A 25,284-nucleotide genomic window follows, 5' to 3' on the forward strand; every position below is an offset into this window, starting at 1 on the left:
AACCTTTAAAAACTGTCTGCACCTCGGGGCAGTTTTTAGAGGTTTCCTACATTTTATCCCCTCTCCTGTCAGGAGAGGGTCAGGGCGAGGGGAACAACGCTCCCCTCCTGTTACTTATGCACTGCGCTGCAGCAGCATCGACTTAATATGGCCGATGGCGCGCGTCGGGTTCAGCCCCTTAGGACATACACTGACGCAGTTCATGATGCTATGGCAGCGGAATACGCTGAAAGCATCACTCAGTCCTTCCAGACGACTGTCGGTTTCGGTGTCGCGGCTATCGATCAGGAAGCGATAGGCAGCCAGCAGACCGGCCGGGCCGATAAACTTGTCCGGGTTCCACCAGAACGACGGGCAAGAGGTCGAGCAACATGCACAGAGAATACACTCGTACAAACCATCGAGTTTTTCACGCTGCTCAGGAGACTGTAAGTGCTCACGAGCCGGTGGATTTTGCCCATTATTCAATAAGTAAGGCTTAATCTTCTCATATTGTGCATAGAATTGCCCCATGTCTACCACCAAATCACGAACGACTGGCAGACCTGGCAAAGGACGGATAACAATTTTCTGACCCGCGCGCTGCAACGCTGAAATTGGCGTGATGCAGGCCAGACCATTTTTACCGTTCATGTTCACACCGTCAGAGCCACAAACGCCTTCACGGCATGAGCGACGGAACGACAGTGTCGGATCTTTTTCTTTCAGCTGGATTAAGGCATCCAGCAGCATCATGTCACGGCCTTCTTCCGCTTCCAGGGTGTAATCCTGCATACGCGGAGCATCATCTACATCCGGGTTATAACGATAAACTGAGAATTCGAGTTTCATTATCCTGTCTCCGCATTAGTAAGTACGAATCTTCGGCGGGAACGCCGGACGCAGTTTCGGTTCCATATTGACGCTACGACGCGTCATGGATTCCGACTCTGGCAGATACAGGGAATGGCACAGCCAGTTTTCATCGTCACGATCCGGGAAGTCGAAGCGGCTATGCGCGCCACGGCTCTCGGTACGGAAGTTTGCCGACATCGCGGTAGCGAACGCCGTTTCCATCAGGTTATCCAGCTCCAGACACTCAACGCGCTGGGTATTGAACTCGCTGGACGTGTCGTCCAGACGGGCATTTTTCAGACGCTCGCGGATCGCTTTCAGTTGCTCAAGACCTTTGGCCATCGCATCCCCTTCACGGAATACCGAGAAGTTGTGCTGCATACATTCCTGCAGCGCTTTGCGGATTTCCACCGGATCTTCACCATTACGGTTGCCGTTCCAGCGGTTCAGACGCTCAAGCGACGCATCAATTTCATCGTCGGTGGCATCACGCAGCGCACCCTGCTCGGCAATAGACTCTTGCAGATGCAGACCTACCGCACGACCAAATACCACCAGGTCAAGCAGGGAGTTCCCGCCCAGACGGTTTGCACCGTGTACGGATACGCAGGCAATTTCACCGACGGCAAACAGGCCCGGGATAACAACGTCTTCACCCTGCTCGTTCACGGTCAGCGCCTGGCCGGTCACTTTGGTCGGAATACCGCCCATCATGTAGTGACAGGTTGGGATTACCGGGATAGGCTCTTTCACTGGATCGACGTGCGCGAAGGTACGAGACAGCTCCAGAATGCCTGGCAGACGTGATTCCAGAACCTCTTTACCCAGATGGTCGAGTTTCAGCTTCGCGTGTGGACCCCATGGGCCGTCACAGCCGCGGCCTTCACGGATTTCGATCATGATGGAACGCGCCACCACGTCACGACCCGCCAGGTCTTTCGCATTCGGGGCATAACGCTCCATGAAGCGCTCGCCGTGTTTGTTCAGCAGGTAACCCCCTTCACCACGGCAGCCTTCTGTTACCAGCACGCCGGCACCGGCGATGCCGGTTGGGTGGAACTGCCACATTTCCATATCCTGCACCGGTACGCCGGCGCGGATAGCCATACCTACGCCGTCACCGGTGTTGATGTGGGCGTTGGTGGTAGATTGATAAATACGGCCTGCACCGCCGGTCGCCAGCACGGTAGCACGCGCTTTGAAGTAGACCACTTCACCGGTTTCAATACACAGCGCGGTACAACCTACAACGGCGCCATCGGCGTTTTTCACCAGATCCAGCGCATACCACTCGGAGAAAATAGTCGTGTGGTTTTTCAGGTTCTGTTGATACAGCGTGTGCAGCAGTGCGTGACCAGTACGGTCAGCCGCAGCTGCAGTACGTGCCGCCTGCTCGCCGCCGAAGTTTTTCGACTGGCCGCCAAACGGACGCTGATAAATGGTGCCATTTTCCAGACGGGAGAACGGCAGCCCCATGTGGTCCAGCTCCAGAATCGCTTCCGGGCCAGTCTTACACATATATTCGATAGCATCCTGGTCGCCGATGTAGTCGGAACCTTTGACCGTGTCATACATGTGCCATTCCCAGTTATCTTCATGGGAATTGCCCAGCGCAACGGTAATACCGCCCTGCGCGGAGACAGTGTGGGAACGGGTCGGGAAGACTTTAGAGAGCAGCGCACAGGTCTGGCCGCTCTGGGAAATTTGCAGTGCTGCACGCATACCTGCGCCACCAGCACCAATCACAACAGCATCAAATTCTCTGACTGGCAGTTTCATTACACACCCCACACCACAACGAATCCATAAATAACGTAAACCACCAGTGCAACGACAATGACCAGCTGCAGAGGAAGGCGAATCGCCAGCGGTTTAACGTAATCGGTCAACACCTGCCACATACCAATCCAGGCATGAATAAGGATGGAGAACAGAGCCAGCAGGGTGAACACTTTGGTGAAGGCAGATCCGAAGAACCCACTCCAGATTTCCCACGTCAGCGTGCCGCTGGTCGCGAAGAAACCAATCATATAGATGATATAAAGGGTGAGAACGATGGCGGTAGCACGGACCAGAATGAAGTCATGTACGCCGTTGCGTCCTAATGCGGAGGCGTTGCTTACCATACGAGAACTCCTGCGAGAAGTGAAAGCACGACAGTCAATACAAATGAAATATTAGCGGAGCGTTTACCGGCTTCGAAAGTCTCTTCCAGGTAGCCAAAGTCCATCAGCATATGGCGAATGCCCACGACAACGTGGTACGCCAGCGCAGTCAGAATGCCCCACATGATAAATTTCACGAAGAAGCTGTTCATGATGGCAGAGGCCTGGAGGAATCCTTCAGGAGAAGAGAGGCTGGTACCCAGTAACCACAGCAGAATGCCGACCGCCACAAACGTAATCACACCAGAAACGCGGTGCAGAATGGACGCTATTGCTGTTACAGGGAACCGGATCGTTTTGAGATCCAGATTGACAGGTCTTTGTTTTTTCACATTTCTTATCATGAATAACGCCCACATGCTGTTCTTATTGTTTCCTTCCTCCGGACTGCGATGCGGGTCAGACAGCGTTCCTTTTCTATAACTGCGCGTCATGCAAAACATTGCTTCCAAATGCTAAAACGACACGTTACAACGCTGGGTGGCTCGGGATTGCAGGGTGTTCCGGAGACCTGGCGGCAGTATAGGCCGTTCACAAAATCATTACAATTAACCTACATACAGTTTGTCGGGTTTTCTCTGGAACAGTGATCAGGGTCACGATAACAACATCTTTTTAATTTTTAATCATCTGATTTGACAAATGTTAAACAATATTGTTACAAACGTCATCAGAAAAGGCATATAATGCGCAAAAGTTATGAGGTCTCACTTTCACCTGACAAATAGTTATGTAACAGTGTGATGGTATTGACCGAAGTTATCAGGACAGTTATTAGTGATATACAGGTTTGAATAATTCGGACTGCGAAGACACTGATTTGCTGTTGTTTCACTGATTTTTCATGTTTTTACCTGCAAGGCGCCATAGCTCTGTACCCTGGTTTCTCCTCGTGAGCTGAGCGGTAAGCCAAATAACAAACTGGTAACGGTGAGAAATCAGCAGAATGCAAATCCGGTAATTGGCAGTCTTAAGCAATAAGGCGCTAAGGAGACCGTAAATGGCTGATACAAAGGCAACGCTCACCCTAAATGGTGACACTGCTGTTGAACTGGATGTGCTAAAAGGCACGCTCGGTCAGGATGTTATTGATATCCGTACGCTGGGTTCTAAAGGTGTATTCACCTTCGACCCTGGATTTACCTCTACCGCATCTTGCGAATCCAAAATCACCTTCATTGATGGTGACGAAGGTATCCTGCTCCATCGCGGCTTCCCCATCGATCAGTTAGCCACCGAATCCAACTATCTGGAAGTGTGCTACATCCTGCTGAACGGCGAAAAACCGACGCAGGCACAATACGATGAATTCAAAACCACCGTGACCCGTCACACCATGATTCATGAGCAGATTACCCGTCTGTTCCATGCTTTCCGTCGTGATTCTCACCCAATGGCGGTGATGTGCGGTATTACCGGTGCGCTGGCAGCGTTCTACCACGACTCGCTGGACGTGAATAATCCACGTCACCGTGATATCGCGGCGTTCCGCCTGCTGTCCAAAATGCCGACAATGGCAGCGATGTGTTACAAATACTCCATCGGCCAGCCGTTTGTTTATCCACGTAACGACCTCTCCTACGCCGGTAACTTCCTGCGCATGATGTTCTCCACGCCGTGTGAAGAGTACGAAGTGAACCCGGTACTGGAACGTGCGATGGACCGTATTCTGATCCTGCACGCCGACCACGAACAGAACGCCTCCACCTCCACCGTCCGTACCGCAGGCTCTTCAGGCGCGAACCCGTTCGCCTGTATCGCTGCGGGTATCGCCTCCCTGTGGGGACCGGCGCACGGCGGCGCGAACGAAGCGGCACTGAAGATGCTGGAAGAGATCAGCTCCGTTGAGCACATTCCTGAATTCGTGCGTCGCGCGAAAGACAAGAATGACTCCTTCCGTCTGATGGGCTTCGGTCACCGTGTGTACAAAAACTACGACCCACGCGCTACCGTTATGCGTGAAACATGCCACGAAGTGCTGAAAGAGCTGGGTACAAAAGACGACCTGCTGGAAGTGGCGATGGAGCTTGAGCACATTGCGCTGAACGACCCGTACTTCATCGAGAAGAAACTCTACCCGAACGTCGATTTCTACTCTGGCATTATTCTGAAAGCGATGGGCATTCCGTCTTCCATGTTCACCGTGATCTTCGCCATGGCACGTACCGTTGGCTGGATTGCGCACTGGAACGAAATGCACAGCGAAGGCATGAAAATCGCCCGTCCTCGTCAGCTGTATACTGGCTACGAGCAGCGTGATTTTAAGTCTGACATCAAACGCTGATGTTAACGGGGTGTGGCCTGATGACCTCACCCCATCCCTCTCTTACTCCGAGAGAGTAAAGACATTAAAAACGGTAACCCCTTGGGTTACCGTTTTCATTTTACTTCTGGCAGTGCGGACACCAGTAAAACGGTCTCGATGACAGCGTGGTTTTCGCAATTAACCCGCCGCACCGCTCACACGCCTTCCCTTCACGATGAAACACCTTAAAGCGGAACAATGCCCCATGGTGCTTGTTGTCATCCACCACGCCACGCGTGTTGTAGGACAGGCGCGGGATATCCAGCAGTGCGTGGGATAACGCCTCCAGCTGTTCATCACTGAGTTGCGATGCCTTATGCTGCGCCGCCAGGCCCACTTCCCAGAGGATTTCCACCCGCAGGTAATTTCCTAATCCAGCCAGAAACGCCTGATCGAGCAACAATCCGGAAAACTGTCGGTTACGAAACCGAGGTGACACCAGACGGGCTTTCACCTCGCCCGGGGTCAGGCTCATATCCAGCACATCCGGCCCGACGCGCTGCAGGAACGGATGAGTGAGCAGCTGCTCTGGCGTTAACATTTCGATATCGGATGCGCTGTAGAGCAGAACCGCGTTGTCTGCCGTCTGGAGCCTGACGCGCAGCACGCGGGTTGTTTGCGGCTGCTCGTTTGCCTTCACCACGCGCCAAACGCCGTACAGCTGATTATGGCTATATAACGTCAGGTTATGGGAGAAATGCGTGAGCAGCGCTTTGCCGCGCGTTTCAATGTGCGTCACCGTCTGCCCCACCAGCTGGGCTTCAAACGGTTTCAGTTGAGGAAAAGCAAACCAGACATCCGTCAGCGGTTTGCCCTTTATCGCCGCCTCGAGGCTATCCGCTGCACGGCGGATCTCCGGGCCTTCAGGCATTTTTCTGTCCTTATCGTTATGTCATGCACTCACGAGAATACCCTGCTCCGCAAAGGCCGTCCGTAAGCGGCGTGCAAACTGCAGCGCATGCTCACCATCGCCGTGTAAACACACCGTATCCGCCTGGACTCTGGCCGTTGAACCATCAATTGCCTTTACCGAGCCCTCACATACCATCGCCAGCGTTTGCGCCAGCGCCTGTGATTCATCGGTAATAAGCGCACCGGGCAGTGAACGGGGAACCAGGCTGCCGTCCGGCTGATACCCTCTGTCAGCAAAAACTTCCTGACGGGTGGTTAACCCCAGCCGCTGTCCCGCGCGAATAAGCTCGCTCCCCGCCAGCCCCACCAGGATGAGCTGCGGGTTGCAGTCCCGCACCGCGCGGGCAATGGCATCCGCGAGAGCCGGATCTTTGGCCGCCTGATTGTAGAGCATGCCGTGGGGTTTCACATGGCGCAGCACGCCCTGCTGGGAACGCACAATCGCCTCCAGCGCGCCCGTTTGATAAAGCGTCTGGGCATACACCGTCTCAGGAGGGAGATCCATTGCCGTGCGGCCAAAATTATCCCTGTCAGGAAAACTGGGATGTGCCCCTATCGCCACGCCGTGCTTAATCGCATTACGCACGCTGTCCAGCATGGTTTGCGCGTCACCCGCGTGAAACCCGCAGGCAATATTGACCGAAGAGACCAGCGTCATCAGTTCAGCATCGGCACTTCCGCCCTCACCCAGATCGGCGTTTAAATCAATCTTTGCCATCGAGCCTCCATGCCAGTTGTTCCAGATAACGCTGCTGATCCTGGCGTGCCTTCAGCGCCTCCTCCAGCGAACATTGCACAAAATGAATCGGCTGTCCGAGAGGAATTTGCGCCAGATGGTAGCGATCTGCTTCAATGATGCAGGCAATACGCGGGTATCCCCCCGTTGTTTGCGCATCGTTCATCAGCACGATCGGCTGACCGTTACCCGGTACCTGAATGACACCAGGTAATAAACCGTGTGAGAGCAATTCCCGATCTGTCGTACGGGTCAATGGCTGCCCCTGCAGGCGGTATCCCATACGGTTACTTTGGGGGCTGATCTTCCACGGCGAACGCCAGAACGTCTCCTGAGCGACTTCATTGAACTCCTGATATTCCGGCCCCGGTAAGGCACGGATCTGGTTGGTCCATAACAGCTGTTTTACCCCCTGGGCCGTCGAGAAGTGGCGCGTTGAGGGTTTAATCGCCAGACGATCGCCGTCACGCAGCAGGCGCCCTTCATGACCGCCAATGCCGGCTTTCTGATCGGTACTGGATGAACCCAGAACCTCTGGCACATCAATCCCTCCTGCGACCGCAAGATAGCTTCGCACACCGTGCACAGGACGTTTAAGGGTCAGACGCTGCCCGGCTTTCGCCCGCAGCCGCCAGCCTGTCCAGACCGCTTTGCCATCCAGCTCGGCGTCACAAGCGGCCCCGGTTAAGGCAAACCAGGTCTCCTCGCCGAATTCAATCACACACTGGCCAAGCGTAATTTCGAGTGCCGCCGTGCTGCCAGGGTTGCCCACCAGCACGTTAGCAATCTCCAGCGCAGGCCTGTCCAGCGCACCACAGTAGCTCACGCCCGACTGACGCATGCCAAAGCGGCCGGCATCCTGTACGGACGTGTAAAGCCCGGCGCGAATCAGCGTTAACATACCCCCTCCTTCTGCGGGATAAAGCGCAGGGTATCGCCGGGACGAAGGAGTATGGGAACCTCCTGCCCTGGTTCAAATAACGGCCTGGACGTATGCCCGATAAGCTGCCAGCCCCCCGGTGACGTCAGAGGATAAATGCCGGTCTGTTCACCACCGATAGCCACCGTGCCCGCCGGCACGCTCAGGCGGGGTTCGGCGCGACGCGGCGTATGCAATTGCGGTGAGAGCCCCCCCAGATAGGGGAAGCCCGGCTGGAAACCTAAGAACCAGACCACGTAATCAACGCAGGCGTGCAATTCAACCACCTGCTTTTCCGTTAATCCGCAGTGTTCCGCCACTACGCCAAGATCGGGTCCATGCTCGCCGCCATACACCACCGGGATCTCAATTGTCCGGGAATCCGGCTCCAGCGCCTCGCTCTCTTCCCACCAGCGCTGCAAACGTTCAATAGCATCCAGCGCCAGCGTATGCGGATTACGCAGCACCACGGTGATGTTATTCATACCCGGAATCGCTTCAACCACTTCAGGCACATCGGCCAGGCGCTGCGTTAGCCGCCAGATACGCTTTTGCGTGGCAAGGGTCACTGGCGGTTCCAGCTCCAGAACCACTGCCGTTTCCCCCAGAAGATAACAACGCGCTCGCTGCACTCAGATACCTCTCATCAGGCCGGGTTAGGGATATCAATAAACGTGACATCCAGATCGGTATTTTCGGTCAGCCATTCACTGAGGGCGCGAATTCCGCCACGCTCGGTGGCATGGTGACCTGCCGCGTAAAAATGCAGACCTTGTTCACGCGCCGAATGGACGGTCTGCTCGGACACTTCTCCAGTGATGAAGGCGTCGACACCAAAGCGTGCCGCGCTGTCAATAAAGCCCTGACCACCACCAGTACACCAGGCAACCCGCTTCACCGTATCCGGACCGGTGTCACCGCACCAGAGCGGACGGCGTCCCAGACGCGCTTCAATCCATGAGGCCAGCTCCAGGCCGGGCACCGGCATGGCCAGCTCTCCCCAGGGCACCAGCGGCTCAATTTCACCCATGACGGTAATCCCCAACAGCTGCGCGAGCTGTACGTTATTGCCCAGCTCCGGGTGCGCATCCAGCGGCAGATGGTAACCGTACAGGTTGATATCATTTGCCAGCAGCGTTTTCAGGCGGTTTCGCTTCATACCGCGAATGATCGGTGCTTCGTTTTTCCAGAAATAACCGTGATGGACAATAACGGCATCCGCTTCCTGACGGACGGCTTCGTCCAGCAGCGCCTGGCTTGCCGTCACGCCAGTGACAATTTTCTGCACCGTTTCGCGTCCTTCAACCTGGAGGCCGTTCGGGCCGTAATCGCTGAAGGAGGCGCTGTTCAGTTTTTCGTTAATCAGGCTTTCCAGTTCGCTGTTTTTCATCATCACTCTCTTAAGCTTTGCGAGCGGCCTCGTACGCCGCCAGCGTGGCGACACGCGCCTGTTTATGGTCAACAATCGGACGGGGATAATCGAGCTTCACACCCTGTTTATCCGCCCATGCCCACGGGTCGTGGATCGCTTTTGCAGGGACATTGCTCAGCGCGGGCAACCAGCGGCGGATAAACTCGCCGTCTGCATCAAATTTTTGTCCCTGCGTGGCAGGATTAAAAATACGGAAATAGGGCGCGGCGTCGGTTCCAGTGGACGCCGCCCACTGCCAGCCGCCGTTATTCGCCGCCAGATCGCCATCGATCAGCTGAGAAATAAAATACCGCTCCCCGACACGCCAGTCGATAAGCAGATCCTTCACCAGGAAGCTGGCGGTAATCATTCGCAGCCGATTGTGCATCCATCCGGTTTCATTGAGCTGGCGCATCGCGGCATCAACAATCGGGAAGCCCGTTTCGCCTTTCTGCCAGGCCTGTAAGTGGCTCTCGTTGTGTTGCCATTTTACGTTATCAGTCCAGGGTATAAACGGACGATGCTTACATAAATCAGGGTGATACGTCATCAAATGGCGATAAAATTCGCGCCAGATAAGTTCGTTAAGCCAGACGGAGCCGGGCCCCCCGTCCAGTGCCTGCGGTTGTTCCGCCAGAAGACGATGCAGACACTGGCGCGGAGAGAGCACGCCCAGCGCCAGACAGGCCGATAAACGGCTGGTGCCCTCTGTCGCGGGAAAATCCCTGCGCGCGTCGTAATCGCCTGCGCCCGCTTTACAAAACTGGCGCAGCTTCGCGATAGCGTTTTTTTCGGTAGCCGGGAACAGAGTCTCATCAAACGCCTGTTGCGGATAGTCAAACTCCCGCTCGGGTATCTCCGTTATGGCGTCTCCCCTCACGTTAGGTGCAGCCACGCATTCCGGCAGTGCCTCCTTCAGTCTTTTAATGAAGGCATTTTTAAACGGCGTAAAGACTTTATACATCTCGTGGTTGCCGGTCATGACACTGCCCGGCGGCAGCATGACGCTGCCCGGCGGCAGCATGACGCTGTCATCAAAACCCTGACACTCTACATCCTGCAGGATTTTCTCCAGCTGACGATCCCGCTGACGTTCATTGAATTCGTACTGATAGTTGTAAAAAAGGTGGGTGACATCGTACTGCTCACAGATTGCCTTCACAGCCTGGCATTGCGCGGAGAAGTCACTGACCTCTTTATAAATGAGCGGGATCCCTTTTTCGGCAAGCGAACACTGCAAGCCATTCAGATGTGAGCTGAGGTAAGCCGCCTGGCGTGGTGCCATAGCATGCTGCTGCCACTGCCCGGGGGTGGCGATAAACACCGCCAGCACGCGGGCTTCCGGGGAGCGGCAGGCAGCCGCAAGGGCGAGATTGTCATGTACGCGCAGGTCCGCGCGAAACCAAACCAGATGGGTGGGCATAAAACTCCTGGCAATTATCCATTATGTCCGTAAGGCCATGCCACTAAAGAGAAAATGCGGCTGGCTTTTATCTACTTTGCCATGAAGTGTAGACGCGATGAAATAAAAAAGGCCGCCCGGGGCGGCCTTAACGCTACGTGTCCTGCGCCATCATGGTAAAAGCAATAAACACTGTCGGTTCATCACGTCTTACCACGAGTACGCTGGCGATAATGAACGCAATGCAAAAAGAGCGTTTCATCATGCGGCCCCTGCTGCTAACCGCTCCACCGTTCACCACCGGTGATAAGTCGGTGGACACACGCTCTGACGAGAGCCCAAAAACGGCCCAACGGACCGCGGACCCTGAGGAATAAAAAAAACCGCCACATTGCTGTAGGCGGTTTTTTTTATTGCTGTGTGTCGTCTTCGTATCAGTAAAAATCGCAGGTCGCTTTCTCGGCCTGATCCATCCACACCGGCTTCTCGCTGGTTTTGGCCCAGACGCGGTGCAAATAGCTATAAAAACGTGCGCGGTCTTTCCAGAAGAGCATCACCGGCAGGGCCAGCACGCCAGCCACTACGGCGAAAGTGCGACGCATGAAAACGATATGAGCCGGATACGCTTTATAAAGATCCATATTTTCTCCCCTATAGTTGGCCGGAAACATGCTCCGGAAAATTTGAAATCTGTGATCTGGCTAAAATAATACCGCTTTGTTTGTAATTTTACTACTCATCAGACCAGTTATTTTCATCCATTTAGTGAATATTTACATTTCCGCCGTAAGTAAGTTACAAAAAAGTTAACGATTTACTTACCAATAGTTAAATTGTGCCTTTTCCATTTTTATACTTTTTTTACACCCACCCTGCCGATTTTTGCGAAATCTTTGCGCCATAAATCCTACCGTTAACACAAATACAAATGTCACTCGGAGGTGGATTGTGAGTGCAGGTCTGATTACCGGCATCGTGCTGGTGTTCCTGTTATTGGGTTATCTGGTCTACGCCCTGATTAATGCGGAGGCCTTCTGATGGCTGCTCAGGCGTTTTTACTTATAGCCAGCTTTTTACTGGTCTTATTGGTGCTTGCCAGACCGCTGGGAACGGGGCTCGCGCGGCTGATCAACAACGTGTCCTTACCGGGTACGGGAAGTATCGAAAAAGGGATCTGGCGCGTACTGGGAATACGCGATCAGGAGATGAACTGGCGTCAGTATCTGGTCGCTATTCTGTTGCTGAATATTGTTGGGCTGGTCGCGCTCTTTGTCATGCTGATGTTGCAGGGTAGCCTGCCGCTGAACCCGCAACAGTTACCGGGCCTGTCCTGGCATCTTGCGCTGAATACGGCCGTCAGCTTTGTCACCAATACCAACTGGCAATCCTACGCCGGCGAAACCACGCTGAGCTACTTCAGCCAGATGGTGGGATTAACCGTACAAAATTTCCTCTCAGCAGCCAGCGGCATCGCGGTTGTCTTCGCGCTGACGCGTGCGTTTGCACGTCAGAATATGGGTACGCTGGGCAATGCCTGGGTTGATCTCACGCGCATTACTCTGTGGGTCTTACTTCCAATTGCTCTGCTCATCGCGCTGTTCTTTATTCAGCAAGGTACGCTGCAAAACCTGCTGCCTTACGCCCCTTATACCTCGCTTGAAGGGGCAAAACAGCTTCTGCCGATGGGGCCTGTGGCCTCACAGGAAGCCATTAAGATGCTCGGTACGAATGGTGGCGGTTTCTTCAATGCCAACTCATCGCATCCGTTTGAAAACCCAACGGCACTGACCAACGCTGTGCAAATGCTGGCGATCTTCCTGATCCCCGCAGCGCTGTGCTTTGCTTTTGGCGATGTAGTGAACGATCGTCGTCAGGGTCGCACCCTGCTCTGGACCATGTCGCTCATCTTTGTCGTCTGTGTTGCGCTGGTGATGTGGGCCGAATGGCAAGGTAACCCGCATTTCCTGACGCTGGGCGCTGACGGCACCATGAATATGGAAGGGAAAGAGAGCCGCTTTGGCATTCTCGCCAGTAGCCTTTATGCCGTGGTCACGACGGCGGCATCCTGCGGGGCGGTCAATGCTATGCACGACTCCTTCACGGCACTGGGCGGCATGATCCCGATGTGGCTGATGCAGATCGGTGAAGTGGTATTCGGCGGCGTAGGCTCGGGTCTTTACGGCATGCTGCTGTTTGTTCTGCTGGCGGTGTTCATTGCGGGTCTGATGATTGGTCGCACCCCGGAATATCTGGGCAAAAAAATCGATGTCCGTGAGATGAAGTTAACCGCGCTGGCGATTCTGGTCACCCCCGCCCTCGTGCTGGCTGGTACCGCACTGGCACTGATGACGGAGGCCGGACGCAGCGGCATCTTCAACCCTGGCATCCACGGCTTTAGCGAAGTGCTTTATGCCGTCTCTTCTGCTTCTAACAATAACGGTAGTGCCTTCGCAGGCTTAAGCGCTAACTCACCGTTCTGGAACTGTCTGCTGGCGTTCTGCATGTTCGTGGGTCGTTTCGGGGTCATTGTGCCGGTGCTGGCGATTGCCGGGTCGCTGGTGAGCAAAAAAATTCAACCGACCACCAGCGGGACGTTGCCGACCCACGGCGCGCTGTTTATCGGACTGCTGACCGGTACCGTGCTGCTGGTCGGCGCCCTGACCTTTATCCCCGCCCTCGCGTTAGGCCCGGTCGCGGAATACCTCTCTTTACGCTGATTTTGCGGAGAATTTGTCATGAGTCGTAAACAAATGGCCCTGTTCGAACCGTCGTTAGTTCGACAGGCCCTCATGGATGCGGTGAAAAAGTTGAGCCCGCGCGTGCAGTGGCACAACCCGGTGATGTTTATCGTCTGGATAGGGAGTTTACTCACCACCGCGCTGGCGATTGCCATGGGAACGGGTCATCTGCAGGGGAATGCGATGTTCACCGGCGCTATCAGCCTGTGGCTGTGGTTCACCGTACTGTTTGCCAACTTTGCGGAAGCGCTGGCGGAAGGCCGCAGCAAAGCGCAGGCCAATAGCCTCAAAGGGGTGAAAAAGACCGCTTTTGCGCGCAAATTACGCGAACCGAAATACGGTGCCCAGATGGACCATGTCCCGGCAGATGAACTGCGTAAAGGTGACGTGGTGCTGGTCGAAGCCGGGGACATTATCCCCTGCGACGGTGAAGTCATCGAAGGCGGCGCGTCGGTAGATGAAAGTGCCATCACCGGGGAATCCGCTCCCGTCATACGTGAATCCGGGGGTGATTTCGCCTCCGTAACGGGCGGGACACGCATTCTCTCCGACTGGCTGGTGATCCAGTGTAGCGTCAACCCGGGTGAAACCTTCCTTGACCGTATGATTGCCATGGTGGAAGGCGCGCAGCGTCGTAAAACACCAAACGAAATTGCCCTGACCATCCTGCTGGTGGCGCTGACGATTGTCTTTCTGCTGGCAACCGCCACGTTGTGGCCATTCTCCGCTTACGGCGGTACCGCGGTCACCACCACCGTTCTGGTGGCGCTGCTGGTCTGCCTGATCCCGACCACCATCGGGGGGCTGCTGTCGGCCATCGGTGTGGCCGGTATGAGCCGTATGCTGGGCGCGAACGTCATCGCGACCAGCGGACGTGCGGTCGAGGCCGCAGGGGATGTGGACGTTCTGCTGCTGGATAAAACCGGGACAATTACCCTCGGTAACCGCCAGGCGTCAGAGTTCTTACCTGCCCCCGGCGTGGATGAAAAAACGCTGGCGGATGCGGCGCAACTCTCTTCCCTCGCCGATGAAACGCCGGAAGGCCGCAGTATCGTGATCCTCGCCAAGCAGCGCTTTAACCTGCGCCAGCGCGACGTTCAGAGTCTCCATGCGACTTTCGTTCCCTTCACGGCACAAACCCGAATGAGCGGCATCAACATTCAGGACCGCATGATCCGTAAAGGCTCCGTCGACGCAATTCGTCGCCACATTGAAGCCAATAATGGTCATTTCCCACCAGAAGTGGACAATCTGGTCGAGAGCGTGGCACGTCAGGGCGCGACGCCGCTGGTGGTGGCTGAAGGGGCACATGTGCTGGGGGTGATTTCGCTGAAGGATATCGTAAAAGGCGGGATTAAAGAGCGCTTTGCCCAGCTGCGGAAAATGGGGATCAAAACGGTGATGATCACCGGGGACAACCGTCTGACCGCCGCCGCGATTGCTGCCGAAGCGGGCGTGGATGATTTTCTCTCGGAGGCAACGCCTGAAGCCAAGCTGGCGTTAATTCGTCAGTATCAGGCGGAAGGTCGCCTGGTGGCGATGACGGGTGATGGCACCAACGATGCCCCAGCCCTTGCGCAGGCCGACGTGGCGGTGGCCATGAACTCCGGTACCCAGGCGGCGAAAGAGGCGGGCAACATGGTCGACCTCGACTCGAACCCGACCAAGCTGATTGAAGTTGTGCACATTGGTAAGCAGATGCTGATGACGCGCGGTTCACTGACAACGTTCAGTATCGCCAACGACGTCGCAAAATACTTTGCCATCATTCCCGCGGCGTTTGCGGCCACCTATCCGCAGCTTAATGCGCTGAACGTGATGCATCTGCACTCGCCAGCATCAGCCATTCTCAGTGCGGTTATTTTTAACGCCCTGATTATTGTCTTCCTGATCCCGCTGGCGCTCAAAGGGGTGAGCTACAAACCGCTGACCGCGGCGGCCATGCTGCGCCGCAACCTGTGGATTTACGGGCTGGGTGGGCTGATTGTCCCCTTCATCGGTATCAAGGTTATCGACCTGCTGTTGACGCTGTTTGGGCTGGTTTAAAAGGTGAATCAAATGACGATGTTACGTCCCGCTATACTTCTGTTTATTCTGTTGTCGCTTATTACCGGCGGGCTTTATCCGCTGGTGACCACCGCGCTGGGCCAGTGGTGGTTTAAGGATCAGGCCAACGGCTCGCTGATCATGCAAAACGGTGAAAACCGCGGTTCGCGTCTGATTGGACAGAATTTTACCGACGCCCGTTACTTCCAGGGACGCCCTTCCGCCACTGCCGAAAGCCCGTATAATCCGATGGCATCCGGTGGCAGTAACCTGGCCGGCAGCAACCCGGAGCTGGATAAAGCCATTGCCGAACGTGTAGCCGCCCTGCGCGCCGCAAATCCACAGGCCAGCCGGGAGGTGCCTGTGGAGCTGGTGACGGCCTCTGCAAGCGGGCTGGACTACAGCCTGACGCCGAAGGCGGTGGCATGGCAGATCCCCCGCGTCGCGGCGGCCCGTCAGCTGACGGTGGAACAGGTGAGCAAGCTGGTCGCAGAGCATACGCAAAAACCGCTGGTCAGCTTCATCGGCATGCCCGTGGTGAATATTGTTGAGCTGAATCTGGCGCTGGACGCGCTAAGGAAAAACTAAATGACCGACGAGCCCATGCGCCCGGATCCGGACAGGCTGCTCGAACAGACGGCTGAAGCCCATCGCGGCAAACTGAAAATCTTCTTCGGCGCCTGTGCTGGCGTCGGGAAAACCTTCGCCATGCTGACAGAAGCCCAGCGGCTTCGGGCGCAGGGGCTCGATATTCTTATCGGCGTGGTGGAAACCCACGGCCGGAAAGAGACGGCAGCACTGTTGAAGGGGCTGGCGACACAGCCGCCTCGCCGTATCAGCCATCGTGGGCGTCTGGTCACGGAGTTCGATCTCGACGCCGCCCTCGCCCGCAGGCCCGCGCTTATCCTGATGGACGAACTGGCACACAGTAATGCCTCAGGCTCGCGCCACCCCAAACGCTGGCAGGACGTTGAAGAACTGCTTGAAGCAGGCATTGATGTTTTCACCACGGTAAATGTTCAGCATCTCGAAAGCCTGAACGACGTGGTCAGCGGCGTGACCGGGATTCAGGTTCGCGAAACCGTACCCGATCCCTTTTTCGACTCTGCGGACGAAGTGGTGCTGGTCGATCTGCCTCCAGACGATCTGCGCCAGCGACTGCATGAAGGAAAAGTCTATATTGCAGGTCAGGCCGAACGCGCCATCGAACATTTCTTTCGCAAAGGCAACCTGATAGCCCTGCGCGAGCTGGCCCTGCGTCGCACGGCGGATCGCGTGGACGATCAGATGCGCGCCTGGCGTGACCTGCAAGGGCAGGAGCGCGTCTGGCATACGCGGGATGCCATTCTGCTGTGTGTGGGTCACGGCAGCGGCAATGAAAAGCTCGTCCGCACCGCAGCGCGCCTGGCGGCCAAGTTTGGCAGCGTCTGGCATGCGGTCTATGTCGAGACGCCGCAGCTTCACGCGCTGCCTGAAAACCAGCGCCGCGCGATCTTAAGTTCGCTGCGTCTGGCACAGGAGCTGGGCGCAGAAACCGCCACTCTCTCCGATCCCCAGGAAGATAAAGCCATTCTGCGCTACGCGCGTGAGCACAACCTCGGGAAAATTGTCATTGGCCGTCGTCAGCATCGTCGCTGGTTTAGCCGCGAATCCTTTGCTGACAAACTGGCCCGGCGTGCTCCCGACCTCGATCTGGTGATTGTCGCACTGGATGACAAACCCACCCCTTTACCCAACCGCGCACCGGACAGCCGCACTTTTAATGATAAATGGCGAATTCAGATCCGCGGCTGTCTTGTTGCCGTCGTGCTCTGCGCGCTGATCACCGTGATTGCCAGCCACTGGCTGATTGCCTTCGATGCGGCCAATCTGGTGATGATCTACCTGCTCGGCGTGGTCGTGGTGGCGCTCTTTTACGGGCGCTGGCCCTCGGTACTGGCAACGTTCATCAACGTCATCAGCTTCGATCTGTTCTTTATCGCGCCCCGCGGAACGCTCGCCGTTTCGGATGTGCAGTACATTCTCACCTTTGCCGTGATGCTTACCGTTGGGCTGGTGATCGGTAATCTGACGGCGGGCGTACGCTATCAGGCCCGTATCGCCCGCTACCGCGAACAGCGCACACGGCATCTCTATGAGATGTCTAAATCGCTGGCGGTTGGCCGTACACCGCTGGATATTGTGCAGACCAGCGAGCAGTTTATCCGCTCGACCTTTCACGCCAGCAACCTGATTTTACTTCCGGACGAACACGGGAAACTGCGCCCGCTGACCTCGGCCTCAGGTATGACGCCCTGGGATGAAGCCATTGCGCGCTGGAGCTTTGATAAAGGACTCCCTGCGGGTGCAGGAACGGACACCCTGCCCGGCGTACCGTATCAAATTCTGCCGCTGCGCAGTGCCGATAAAAATCAGGGGCTGGTGATCGTTGAACCTTCGAATCTGCGCCAGCTGATGATCCCCGAACAGCAGCGATTGCTGGAAACATTTACCCTGCTGGTGGCAAGCGCGCTGGAACGGCTGGCGCTTACCGCCAGCGAAGAACAGGCCCGTCTGGCAAGCGAGCGCGAGAGCATTCGTAACTCATTGCTGGCCGCCCTCTCCCACGACCTTCGCACCCCACTCACCGTGCTGTTTGGCCAGTCAGAAATTTTGACGCTGGATTTGGCAGCGGAAGGCTCGAAACATGCGTTGCAGGCCAGCGAGATCCGCCAGCATGTGCTGAACACCACACGCCTGGTAAATAATCTGCTTGATATGGCGCGTATTCAGTCGGGCGGATTTAACCTCAAAAAAGAGTGGCTCACGCTCGAAGAGGTGGTGGGTAGCGCCCTGAAAATGCTGGAGCCAGGCCTCGGTGGGCGCCATATTGCGCTGAACATGCCCGAACCGCTGACGTTAATTCACGTTGATGGCCCGCTGTTTGAACGCGTGCTGATCAATCTGCTGGAAAATGCCGGCAAATACGCAGGAGCAAACGCCCGGATTGGGGTGGATGCCACAGTGGAAGATCACACGCTACGGCTTGACGTCTGGGATACCGGGCCGGGTATCCCTGCCGGACAGGAGTTCGCTATTTTCGAGAAATTTGCCCGCGGTAATAAAGAGTCGGCCATTCCCGGCGTGGGTCTGGGTCTGGCGATTTGCCAGGCGATTATTGACGTTCATGGCGGTACCATTTCGGCGGAGAATCGCCCGGAAGGCGGTGCACGTTTTTGTGTTAAACTTCCTCTGGAAGCCCCGCCAGAACTTAATGAATTACCAGAGGATTTGTGATCAACGTTCTGATTGTTGAAGATGAGATCGCCATTAGCCGGTTTCTGCGTGCTGCGCTGGAAGGCGATGGCCTGCGCGTTCATGACGCCGGCACGCTCCAGCGGGGTTTGATTGAAGCGGCCACGCGCAAACCTGATCTGGTGATCCTCGATCTCGGCCTGCCGGATGGCGACGGCATCGATTTTATTCGTGAGGTTCGACAGTGGAGTCAGATGCCCATTCTGGTGCTGTCAGCCCGTACCGAAGAGTCGGATAAAATCGCGGCGCTGGATGCCGGAGCGGATGACTATCTGATTAAGCCTTTTGGTATTGGCGAACTGCAGGCTCGCCTTCGTGTCGCGCTGCGTCGTCACAGCGCCACCACCCCTGCCGACCCAACATACACGTTTGGTGATATTCGGGTTGATCTGGCAGCACGGCGCATCGCTCGCGGTGAAGAGGAAATCCATCTCACCCCCATCGAGTTTCGGCTACTCGCCGTTTTGCTCAATAATCACGGTAAGGTACTCACCCAGCGCCAGCTGTTGAGTCAGGTGTGGGGGCCAAACGTCGTGGAACATAGTCACTATTTACGCATATATATGGGACACCTTCGACAAAAACTGGAAGTTGACCCCGCGCGTCCTCGTCATTTATTAACTGAAACCGGTATCGGTTATCGGTTCATGCTTTGAATAACTATTCAGTTTATTTTTAAATAAAAATCCACCCTCCCATAAAATACGCGCAAAAATAATCTCTGGGTTATTTTTTGGTGTATTTATGTCCATTCAGCACATTCATAACACAATCCGTTAACGCAACATCAACATATCAGCATTTTGATCTGCAATATTCATCAAAATCGAATATTTATTTCTGATTTGATCGGTTAACGGTGATCTGTTTCACAGTTAATCGCTTTTTCCAGGATAAAATGTCCATGCTTTCAATTACTGAAAGGAAATGAAACATGGAAAACAATAATCGTTTAATGCCCCATATAAGGCGGACAACTCATATCATGATGTTTGCCCACCGAAACTGTTTTGACTTTCATATCTTTAATGCCCGGTAGTCCTTCGACTTCTGGCGCACCCGCTTACAGGTTATCCTGAAACACCCTATTTTACAGGCCCTTGCCTGTGAACCCGTGCGCTCATTCATCTTAATTCAGGCTCATCCGCGACCGGGCGGACTGAATTCTATTCAGCAAAAAACGCATTACTGATTTTTTTAATCAGCGGCCTCCTTTTGCTGTTTTCCGGCATATTATCGATTTCTTTTCTGCAAGAAATCGAGGGACTGTTATTACCTAAAATAAAGAGAGAAAGATGAAAAGTTTAAAAATTGCAGCCAGCCGCGCCTGCCCTGATTGCTTTACCACTCACCGTGAACTGGTGGATATCAACGCCACGGATTATATTGATGTTGCCGCCATTGTTCTGGCCGTCAGCGATATTTTCACTGGTCGTATAGAAGAAATAGAAGCAACCGGATTTGGCATTCCTGTTTTTGTCGCGACGCATAAAGAAGAAATTATCCCGGCAGAGTATTTATCGCGGATCCACGGCGTATTCGAAGCATCAGACACCAGCAACGACTTCCACGGACGCCAACTGGAAGCGGCCGCGCAGAAGTATGAAACCCAACTGCGTCCGCCGTTTTTCCGGGCTCTGGTCGACTATGTCAAACAGGGTAACAGTGCCTTCGACTGTCCGGGTCACCAGGGCGGGCAATTCTTCCGCCGTCACCCTGCCGGCAATCAGTTTGTCGATTTCTTTGGCGAAACCCTTTTCCGCTCAGACCTGTGCAACGCCGACGTGGCGATGGGCGATCTGCTGATCCACGAAGGGGCACCCTGCATTGCGCAGCAGCATGCGGCGAAAGTCTTTAATGCCGATAAAACCTACTTCGTGCTGAACGGAACCTCATCGTCCAACAAAGTGGTGCTCAACGCCCTTCTCACTCCGGGCGACCTGGTCCTGTTCGATCGCAACAACCATAAATCCAACCACCACGGAGCACTTCTTCAGGCGGGCGCAACGCCGGTCTATCTGGAAACCGCACGTAACCCGTACGGCTTTATTGGCGGCATCGACGCCCACTGCTTCGAGGAGAATTATCTGCGTGAGCTGGTGTCCGAAGTGGCGCCGGGCCGTGCCCGCGACGCGCGTCCGTTCCGCCTGGCGGTGATCCAGCTGGGTACCTACGATGGCACCATCTATAACGCTCGCCAGGTCGTGGATAACATCGGCCATCTGTGCGACTACATCCTGTTTGACTCTGCCTGGGTGGGTTACGAGCAGTTTATTCCGATGATGGCCGATTGCTCTCCGCTGCTGCTGGAGCTGAATGAAAACGATCCGGGGATCCTGGTCACCCAGTCAGTCCATAAACAGCAGGCCGGTTTCTCGCAGACCTCGCAAATCCACAAGAAGGACAGCCACATCAAAGGCCAGCAGCGCTATGTTCCGCATAAGCGGCTGAATAATGCCTTCATGATGCACGCGTCCACCAGCCCGTTCTATCCGCTGTTTGCTGCACTGGATATCAACGCCCGCATGCATGAGGGACAGAGCGGCCGCAACATGTGGATGGACTGCGTGGTGACCGGTATCGAAGCCCGTAAGCTGATCCTGCAGAACTGCCTGTATCTTCGCCCATTCGTGCCGGAACTGGTTGATGGCCGTCCGTGGGAAAGCTGGGACACCGCTGAGATTGCCACGGACCTGCGCTTCTTCCATTTCGTGCCCGGTGAACACTGGCACGCCTTCGAAGGCTATGCCGAACATCAGTATTTTATCGATCCGTGCAAACTGCTGCTGACCACGCCGGGTATTAACGCCCGGACCGGTGAGTACGAGGATTTCGGCGTCCCCGCCACTATTCTCGCCAACTTCCTGCGTGAAAACGGCATCGTGCCGGAAAAATGCGATCTCAACTCCATCCTGTTCCTGCTCACGCCTGCCGAGGATATGGGCAAACTGCAGCAACTGGTCGCGCAACTGGTGCGCTTCGAAAAACTGCTCGAGACGGATGCCCCCCTCAAAGAGGTGCTGCCTTCTGTCTGTAAACAGTACCCGGAGCGCTATGCAGATTACACCCTGCGCCAGATTTGCCAGGAAATGCATGAGCTGTACGCCCGCCACAACGTGAAGCAGCTGCAAAAAGAGATGTTCCGCAAGTCTCACTTCCCGCGCGTCATGATGAACCCGCAAGAGGCGAACTATGCCTACCTGCGGGGTGAGGTCGAGCTGGTCTCGCTGCGCGATGCGGAAGGTCGCATTGCCGCCGAAGGTGCCCTTCCTTATCCACCGGGGGTGTTGTGCGTTGTGCCGGGTGAAGTCTGGGGCGGTTCCGTGCTGCGCTACTTTGCTGCGCTGGAAGAGGGTATCAACCTTTTACCGGGCTTCGCGCCGGAACTGCAGGGTGTTTACGTTGAGGAGTGTGACGGTCGTAAGCAGGTTCGTTGTAACGTCATCAAACACGCTGCCGCTCAGCCATCGCTGCTGAAAGGAGAAAAATTATGAGCAAGTCCAATAAAATGGGCGTGGTGCAGCTGACCATTCTCACCATGGTAAACATGATGGGGTCCGGGATCATCATGCTGCCCACCAAGCTTGCGGAAGTAGGAACCATTTCGATTATCTCCTGGATGGTGACCGCAGTGGGGTCAATGGCACTGGCCTGGGCATTCGCCAAGTGCGGTATGTTCAGCCGCAAGCCCGGGGGGATGGGCGGCTACGCCGAGTATGCCTTTGGCAAATCCGGTAACTTCATGGCCAACTACACCTACGGCGTTTCTTTGCTGATCGCTAACGTGGCGATTGCCATTTCCGCCGTGGGTTACGGTACGGAGCTGTTCGGTGTGGCGCTGACCCCGGTGCAAATCGGGCTGGCGACCATCGGCGTGCTGTGGATCTGCACCGTGGCTAACTTTGGCGGCGCGCGCATTACCGGACAGATCAGCAGTATTACCGTCTGGGGGGTCATTATCCCGGTGGTTGGGCTGTGCATCATCGGCTGGTTCTGGTTTAGCCCCACGCTGTACGTCAACTCCTGGAACCCACACCATGTTCCGTTCTTCACCGCAGTGGGCTCTTCCATCGCCATGACGCTGTGGGCCTTCCTGGGGCTGGAATCTGCGTGTGCTAACGCCGAAGTGGTGGAAAACCCGGAGAAGAACGTACCGATTGCCGTGCTTGGCGGTACGCTGGGCGCTGCGGCCATTTACATTGTCTCAACCAACGTGATTGCAGGGATTGTACCGAACATGGATCTTGCCAGTTCCACGGCACCGTTCGGTCTGGCCTTTGCGCAGATGTTTACGCCGGGTGTCGGGAAAGTGATCATGGGGCTGATGGTGATGTCCTGCTGCGGCTCGCTTCTCGGCTGGCAGTTCACCATCGCTCAGGTCTTTAAATCATCCGCTGACGAAGGGTATTTCCCGAAAATCTTCTCCCGGGTCAGCAAAGCAGAGGCACCGGTTCAGGGCATGCTGGCGATTGTTATCTTCCAGAGTGGGTTATCTTTGATGACCATCAGCCCGTCGCTGAACAGCCAGTTCAACGTGCTGGTCAACCTGGCGGTAGTGACCAATATCATTCCGTATATTCTGTCGATGGCGGCGCTGGTCATCATTCAGAAGGTGGCGAAGGTGGACGCAGGCAAAGCGAGGGTGGCGAATATTGTGGCGCTGATTGGGGCAATTTACAGCTTCTATGCGCTCTACTCTTCCGGCCAGGAAGCCATGCTGTATGGTGCGATGGTGACCTTTATGGGCTGGACACTGTACGGTCTGGTATCACCGCGGTTTGAATTGAAAAATAAACACAGTTAATGCAAAAGCAAAACGGCAACCCTGGGGTTGCCGTTTTGACTGCATCGTGAGGGCATCAGCCCACCGCGATTTACGCGTTTTTCAGCACTTCGCTGACAATCTCTACCGCTTCTTTCTCAATCAGCTTACGGTGTTCGTCGCCGAGGAAGCTCTCACAATAGATTTTGTATGCATCTTCCGTACCGGATGGACGCGCGGCAAACCAGCCGTTTTCGGTCATCACTTTCAGACCACCGATAGAGGCACCGTTACCCGGGGCAGCCGTCAGACGGGCCGTGATAGGGTCACCGGCCAGCGTGCTGGCACTGACCATCTCCGGAGAGAGTTTAGACAGCGCCGCTTTCTGCGCGGAGGTCGCGCCAGCCTGAATACGGTTATAGCTTGGCGCGCCAAAGCGTGCCGCCAGCTCGTTATAGTGTTCCTGCGGATTTTTACCGGTGACAGCCGTGATTTCCGCTGCCAGCAGGCACATGATAATCCCGTCTTTATCGGTAGACCATGGCGTGCCGTCGAAACGCAGGAAGGATGCGCCCGCGCTCTCTTCACCGCCAAAACCGAAGCTGCCGTCGTGCAGACCGTCAACAAACCATTTGAAGCCTACCGGTACTTCCACCAGCTTACGGCCCAGCGCCTCAACCACGCGGTCAATCATCGCCGAGGAGACCAGCGTTTTACCTACAGCCACCTCTTTGCCCCACTGCGGACGATGCTGGAACAGGTAGTTGATGGCAACCGCAAGATAATGGTTCGGGTTCATCAGCCCTGCCGGGGTGACAATACCGTGGCGGTCATAATCCGGGTCGTTGGCAAACGCCAGGTCAAATTTATCACGCAGCGCCAGCAGGCCCGCCATCGCACACTCGGAAGAGCAGTCCATACGGATTGCGCCGTCTTTATCCAGGTGCATAAAGCGGAAGGTCTGATCAACGTGATCGTTAACGATGGTCAGGTTCAGCTTGTAATGCTCTGCGATGCGTTTCCAGTATTCGATACCGGAGCCGCCGAGAGGGTCAACGCCCAGCTTCAGACCGGCTTTCTGGATGGCCGCCATATCGACGATATCCGCCAGACCTTCCACAAATGGCTGTACCAGATCCTGCTCTTTCACATGGCCGGATGCCATGGCCGCATCCAGAGAGAGGCGTTTCACCCCTTTCAGGCCATCCGCCAGCAGCGCATTGGCACGATCTTCAACCACTTTCGTGACGTTCGTGTCTGCCGGTCCACCGTTAGGCGGGTTGTATTTGATCCCACCGTCTTCCGGCGGGTTGTGTGATGGGGTGATCACAATCCCGTCAGCCAGCGCACCGCCTTTTTTGTTGTGGACAAGGATCGCGTTAGAGACCGCAGGGGTCGGCGTGAAGCCGTTATTTTCCTGAACAATGACGTCAACGCCATTCGCCGTCAGCACTTCCAGCACGGAAATGAACGCCGGTTCAGACAGAGCATGGGTATCTTTTCCCACATAGCACGGACCGGTAACGCCGTTTTTAGCGCGCTCTTCCGCGATGGCCTGAGCAATAGCCAGAATGTGCGGTTCGTTAAAGCTATGGCGCGCCGCGCTACCGCGGTGGCCAGATGTACCAAACTTCACTGCGTGTTCTGCGTTGCCCACGACCGGTTTCAGCACGTAATACTGCGCGGTCAGCTGAGCGACGTTAATCAAATCGCTTTGTTGTGCAGGTTGGCCTGCACGGCTGTGATTTGCCATTACCGGG

22 protein-coding genes are annotated in these 25,284 nt (G+C 55.5%); 10 read left to right on the forward strand and 12 right to left on the reverse strand.

Annotation, left to right across the window (positions count from 1 at the left end):
* Nucleotides 1-114: 114 nt before the first annotated feature.
* The 4 genes from sdhB to sdhC are packed head-to-tail and all read right to left on the reverse strand — an operon-like array spanning nucleotide 115 to nucleotide 3,358.
* Complete coding sequence (sdhB, locus tag F8561_RS13910; RefSeq protein WP_014169170.1) at nucleotides 115-831, reverse strand: succinate dehydrogenase iron-sulfur subunit SdhB; 717 nt, start codon at nucleotides 829-831, stop codon at nucleotides 115-117.
* A 15-nt stretch (nucleotides 832-846) separates the two neighbouring features.
* Nucleotides 847-2,613, reverse strand: coding sequence for a succinate dehydrogenase flavoprotein subunit (gene sdhA / locus F8561_RS13915; RefSeq protein ID WP_014883036.1), 1,767 nt, complete (start codon nucleotides 2,611-2,613; stop codon nucleotides 847-849).
* The gene (gene sdhD, locus F8561_RS13920) at nucleotides 2,613-2,960 is read right to left on the reverse strand and encodes a succinate dehydrogenase membrane anchor subunit (protein ID WP_010428702.1); all 348 of its coding nucleotides are present in this window, start codon (nucleotides 2,958-2,960) and stop codon (nucleotides 2,613-2,615) included. Before sdhD ends, sdhA begins: the two co-directional genes overlap by 1 nt.
* On the reverse strand, nucleotides 2,954-3,358 hold the full coding sequence (gene sdhC, locus F8561_RS13925; RefSeq protein WP_025204654.1) for a succinate dehydrogenase cytochrome b556 subunit: 405 nt from the start codon (nucleotides 3,356-3,358) through the stop codon (nucleotides 2,954-2,956). Before sdhC ends, sdhD begins: the two co-directional genes overlap by 7 nt.
* Before the next feature lie 641 nt (nucleotides 3,359-3,999).
* On the opposite strand from sdhC, the gene F8561_RS13930 reads away from it, so the two are divergent.
* Complete coding sequence (locus F8561_RS13930; RefSeq protein ID WP_014169167.1) at nucleotides 4,000-5,283, forward strand: citrate synthase; 1,284 nt, start codon at nucleotides 4,000-4,002, stop codon at nucleotides 5,281-5,283.
* Nucleotides 5,284-5,383: 100 nt separating this feature from the next.
* Here the strand turns inward: F8561_RS13930 and nei are convergent, their stop codons facing one another.
* The 7 genes from nei to F8561_RS13965 all read right to left on the reverse strand — a co-directional run bounded on the left by nei (nucleotide 5,384) and on the right by F8561_RS13965 (nucleotide 11,325).
* Entirely contained in the window at nucleotides 5,384-6,175 is a 792-nt protein-coding gene (gene nei / locus F8561_RS13935) for an endonuclease VIII (RefSeq protein ID WP_014169166.1), read from the reverse strand.
* A 21-nt stretch (nucleotides 6,176-6,196) separates the two neighbouring features.
* Nucleotides 6,197-6,934, reverse strand: a complete 738-nt coding sequence (pxpA, locus tag F8561_RS13940; protein ID WP_014169165.1) for a 5-oxoprolinase subunit PxpA — start codon at nucleotides 6,932-6,934, stop codon at nucleotides 6,197-6,199.
* A complete protein-coding gene (gene pxpC, locus F8561_RS13945) occupies nucleotides 6,921-7,853 on the reverse strand; it encodes a 5-oxoprolinase subunit PxpC (RefSeq protein ID WP_025204656.1) in 933 nt (310 codons plus the stop codon). Before pxpC ends, pxpA begins: the two co-directional genes overlap by 14 nt.
* On the reverse strand, nucleotides 7,847-8,503 hold the full coding sequence (pxpB, locus tag F8561_RS13950; protein ID WP_014169163.1) for a 5-oxoprolinase subunit PxpB: 657 nt from the start codon (nucleotides 8,501-8,503) through the stop codon (nucleotides 7,847-7,849). The genes pxpC and pxpB overlap by 7 nt, the downstream gene beginning before the upstream one ends.
* A 14-nt stretch (nucleotides 8,504-8,517) precedes the next feature.
* A complete protein-coding gene (locus F8561_RS13955; protein ID WP_086532787.1) occupies nucleotides 8,518-9,261 on the reverse strand; it encodes a type 2 GTP cyclohydrolase I in 744 nt (247 codons plus the stop codon).
* Nucleotides 9,262-9,271: 10 nt separating this feature from the next.
* Nucleotides 9,272-10,705: a deoxyribodipyrimidine photo-lyase gene (gene phrB, locus F8561_RS13960; protein WP_151887598.1), complete on the reverse strand. Its 1,434-nt coding sequence runs from the start codon at nucleotides 10,703-10,705 to the stop codon at nucleotides 9,272-9,274.
* 413 nt (nucleotides 10,706-11,118) lie between these two features.
* Nucleotides 11,119-11,325: a YbfA family protein gene (locus F8561_RS13965; RefSeq protein WP_014883027.1), complete on the reverse strand. Its 207-nt coding sequence runs from the start codon at nucleotides 11,323-11,325 to the stop codon at nucleotides 11,119-11,121.
* Nucleotides 11,326-11,632: 307 nt separating this feature from the next.
* Here F8561_RS13965 and kdpF point away from each other — a divergent pair, with 307 nt between their 5' ends.
* From kdpF to potE, 9 genes are all read left to right on the forward strand, one after another.
* Nucleotides 11,633-11,722, forward strand: coding sequence for a K(+)-transporting ATPase subunit F (gene kdpF / locus F8561_RS13970; protein WP_015386886.1), 90 nt, complete (start codon nucleotides 11,633-11,635; stop codon nucleotides 11,720-11,722).
* On the forward strand, nucleotides 11,722-13,401 hold the full coding sequence (gene kdpA / locus F8561_RS13975) for a potassium-transporting ATPase subunit KdpA (protein ID WP_014169158.1): 1,680 nt from the start codon (nucleotides 11,722-11,724) through the stop codon (nucleotides 13,399-13,401). Before kdpF ends, kdpA begins: the two co-directional genes overlap by 1 nt.
* Before the next feature lie 18 nt (nucleotides 13,402-13,419).
* A complete protein-coding gene (kdpB, locus tag F8561_RS13980) occupies nucleotides 13,420-15,468 on the forward strand; it encodes a potassium-transporting ATPase subunit KdpB (protein ID WP_014169157.1) in 2,049 nt (682 codons plus the stop codon).
* A gap of 12 nt (nucleotides 15,469-15,480) precedes the next feature.
* Nucleotides 15,481-16,056: a potassium-transporting ATPase subunit KdpC gene (kdpC, locus tag F8561_RS13985; protein ID WP_020884974.1), complete on the forward strand. Its 576-nt coding sequence runs from the start codon at nucleotides 15,481-15,483 to the stop codon at nucleotides 16,054-16,056.
* Entirely contained in the window at nucleotides 16,057-18,744 is a 2,688-nt protein-coding gene (kdpD, locus tag F8561_RS13990; RefSeq protein WP_014169155.1) for a two-component system sensor histidine kinase KdpD, read from the forward strand.
* Nucleotides 18,741-19,418 carry a two-component system response regulator KdpE gene (kdpE, locus tag F8561_RS13995; RefSeq protein WP_151887599.1) on the forward strand — a complete coding sequence of 226 codons (678 nt, stop codon included), beginning with the start codon at nucleotides 18,741-18,743 and terminating at the stop codon, nucleotides 19,416-19,418. Before kdpD ends, kdpE begins: the two co-directional genes overlap by 4 nt.
* Nucleotides 19,419-19,696: 278 nt before the next feature.
* Nucleotides 19,697-19,801 carry a leader peptide SpeFL gene (speFL, locus tag F8561_RS14000; RefSeq protein ID WP_106503839.1) on the forward strand — a complete coding sequence of 35 codons (105 nt, stop codon included), beginning with the start codon at nucleotides 19,697-19,699 and terminating at the stop codon, nucleotides 19,799-19,801.
* A gap of 256 nt (nucleotides 19,802-20,057) precedes the next feature.
* Complete coding sequence (speF, locus tag F8561_RS14005; RefSeq protein ID WP_151887600.1) at nucleotides 20,058-22,256, forward strand: ornithine decarboxylase SpeF; 2,199 nt, start codon at nucleotides 20,058-20,060, stop codon at nucleotides 22,254-22,256.
* Nucleotides 22,253-23,566, forward strand: a complete 1,314-nt coding sequence (potE, locus tag F8561_RS14010; protein ID WP_014169152.1) for a putrescine-ornithine antiporter — start codon at nucleotides 22,253-22,255, stop codon at nucleotides 23,564-23,566. Before speF ends, potE begins: the two co-directional genes overlap by 4 nt.
* Nucleotides 23,567-23,636: 70 nt before the next feature.
* Here potE and pgm read toward each other — a convergent pair whose 3' ends face one another.
* Nucleotides 23,637-25,277 (reverse strand): phosphoglucomutase (alpha-D-glucose-1,6-bisphosphate-dependent), encoded by a 1,641-nt coding sequence (pgm, locus tag F8561_RS14015; RefSeq protein WP_020884976.1) that lies wholly within the window; start codon nucleotides 25,275-25,277, stop codon nucleotides 23,637-23,639.
* Nucleotides 25,278-25,284: the final 7 nt, after the last annotated feature.

Source organism: Enterobacter sp. 198 (assembly GCF_009025585.1).
Classification (GTDB): Bacteria; Pseudomonadota; Gammaproteobacteria; order Enterobacterales; family Enterobacteriaceae; genus Enterobacter; species Enterobacter ludwigii.

Coding starts and splice junctions, on each gene's coding strand:
- sdhB (WP_014169170.1), bottom strand. CDS start 831: ATGAAACTCGAATTCTCAGTTTATCGTTATAACCCGGATGTAGATGAT.
- sdhA (WP_014883036.1), bottom strand. CDS start 2,613: ATGAAACTGCCAGTCAGAGAATTTGATGCTGTTGTGATTGGTGCTGGT.
- sdhD (WP_010428702.1), bottom strand. CDS start 2,960: ATGGTAAGCAACGCCTCCGCATTAGGACGCAACGGCGTACATGACTTC.
- sdhC (WP_025204654.1), bottom strand. CDS start 3,358: ATGTGGGCGTTATTCATGATAAGAAATGTGAAAAAACAAAGACCTGTC.
- F8561_RS13930 (WP_014169167.1), top strand. CDS start 4,000: ATGGCTGATACAAAGGCAACGCTCACCCTAAATGGTGACACTGCTGTT.
- nei (WP_014169166.1), bottom strand. CDS start 6,175: ATGCCTGAAGGCCCGGAGATCCGCCGTGCAGCGGATAGCCTCGAGGCG.
- pxpA (WP_014169165.1), bottom strand. CDS start 6,934: ATGGCAAAGATTGATTTAAACGCCGATCTGGGTGAGGGCGGAAGTGCC.
- pxpC (WP_025204656.1), bottom strand. CDS start 7,853: ATGTTAACGCTGATTCGCGCCGGGCTTTACACGTCCGTACAGGATGCC.
- F8561_RS13955 (WP_086532787.1), bottom strand. CDS start 9,261: ATGAAAAACAGCGAACTGGAAAGCCTGATTAACGAAAAACTGAACAGC.
- phrB (WP_151887598.1), bottom strand. CDS start 10,705: ATGCCCACCCATCTGGTTTGGTTTCGCGCGGACCTGCGCGTACATGAC.
- F8561_RS13965 (WP_014883027.1), bottom strand. CDS start 11,325: ATGGATCTTTATAAAGCGTATCCGGCTCATATCGTTTTCATGCGTCGC.
- kdpA (WP_014169158.1), top strand. CDS start 11,722: ATGGCTGCTCAGGCGTTTTTACTTATAGCCAGCTTTTTACTGGTCTTA.
- kdpB (WP_014169157.1), top strand. CDS start 13,420: ATGAGTCGTAAACAAATGGCCCTGTTCGAACCGTCGTTAGTTCGACAG.
- kdpC (WP_020884974.1), top strand. CDS start 15,481: ATGACGATGTTACGTCCCGCTATACTTCTGTTTATTCTGTTGTCGCTT.
- kdpD (WP_014169155.1), top strand. CDS start 16,057: ATGACCGACGAGCCCATGCGCCCGGATCCGGACAGGCTGCTCGAACAG.
- speFL (WP_106503839.1), top strand. CDS start 19,697: ATGGAAAACAATAATCGTTTAATGCCCCATATAAGGCGGACAACTCAT.
- speF (WP_151887600.1), top strand. CDS start 20,058: ATGAAAAGTTTAAAAATTGCAGCCAGCCGCGCCTGCCCTGATTGCTTT.
- potE (WP_014169152.1), top strand. CDS start 22,253: ATGAGCAAGTCCAATAAAATGGGCGTGGTGCAGCTGACCATTCTCACC.
- pgm (WP_020884976.1), bottom strand. CDS start 25,277: ATGGCAAATCACAGCCGTGCAGGCCAACCTGCACAACAAAGCGATTTG.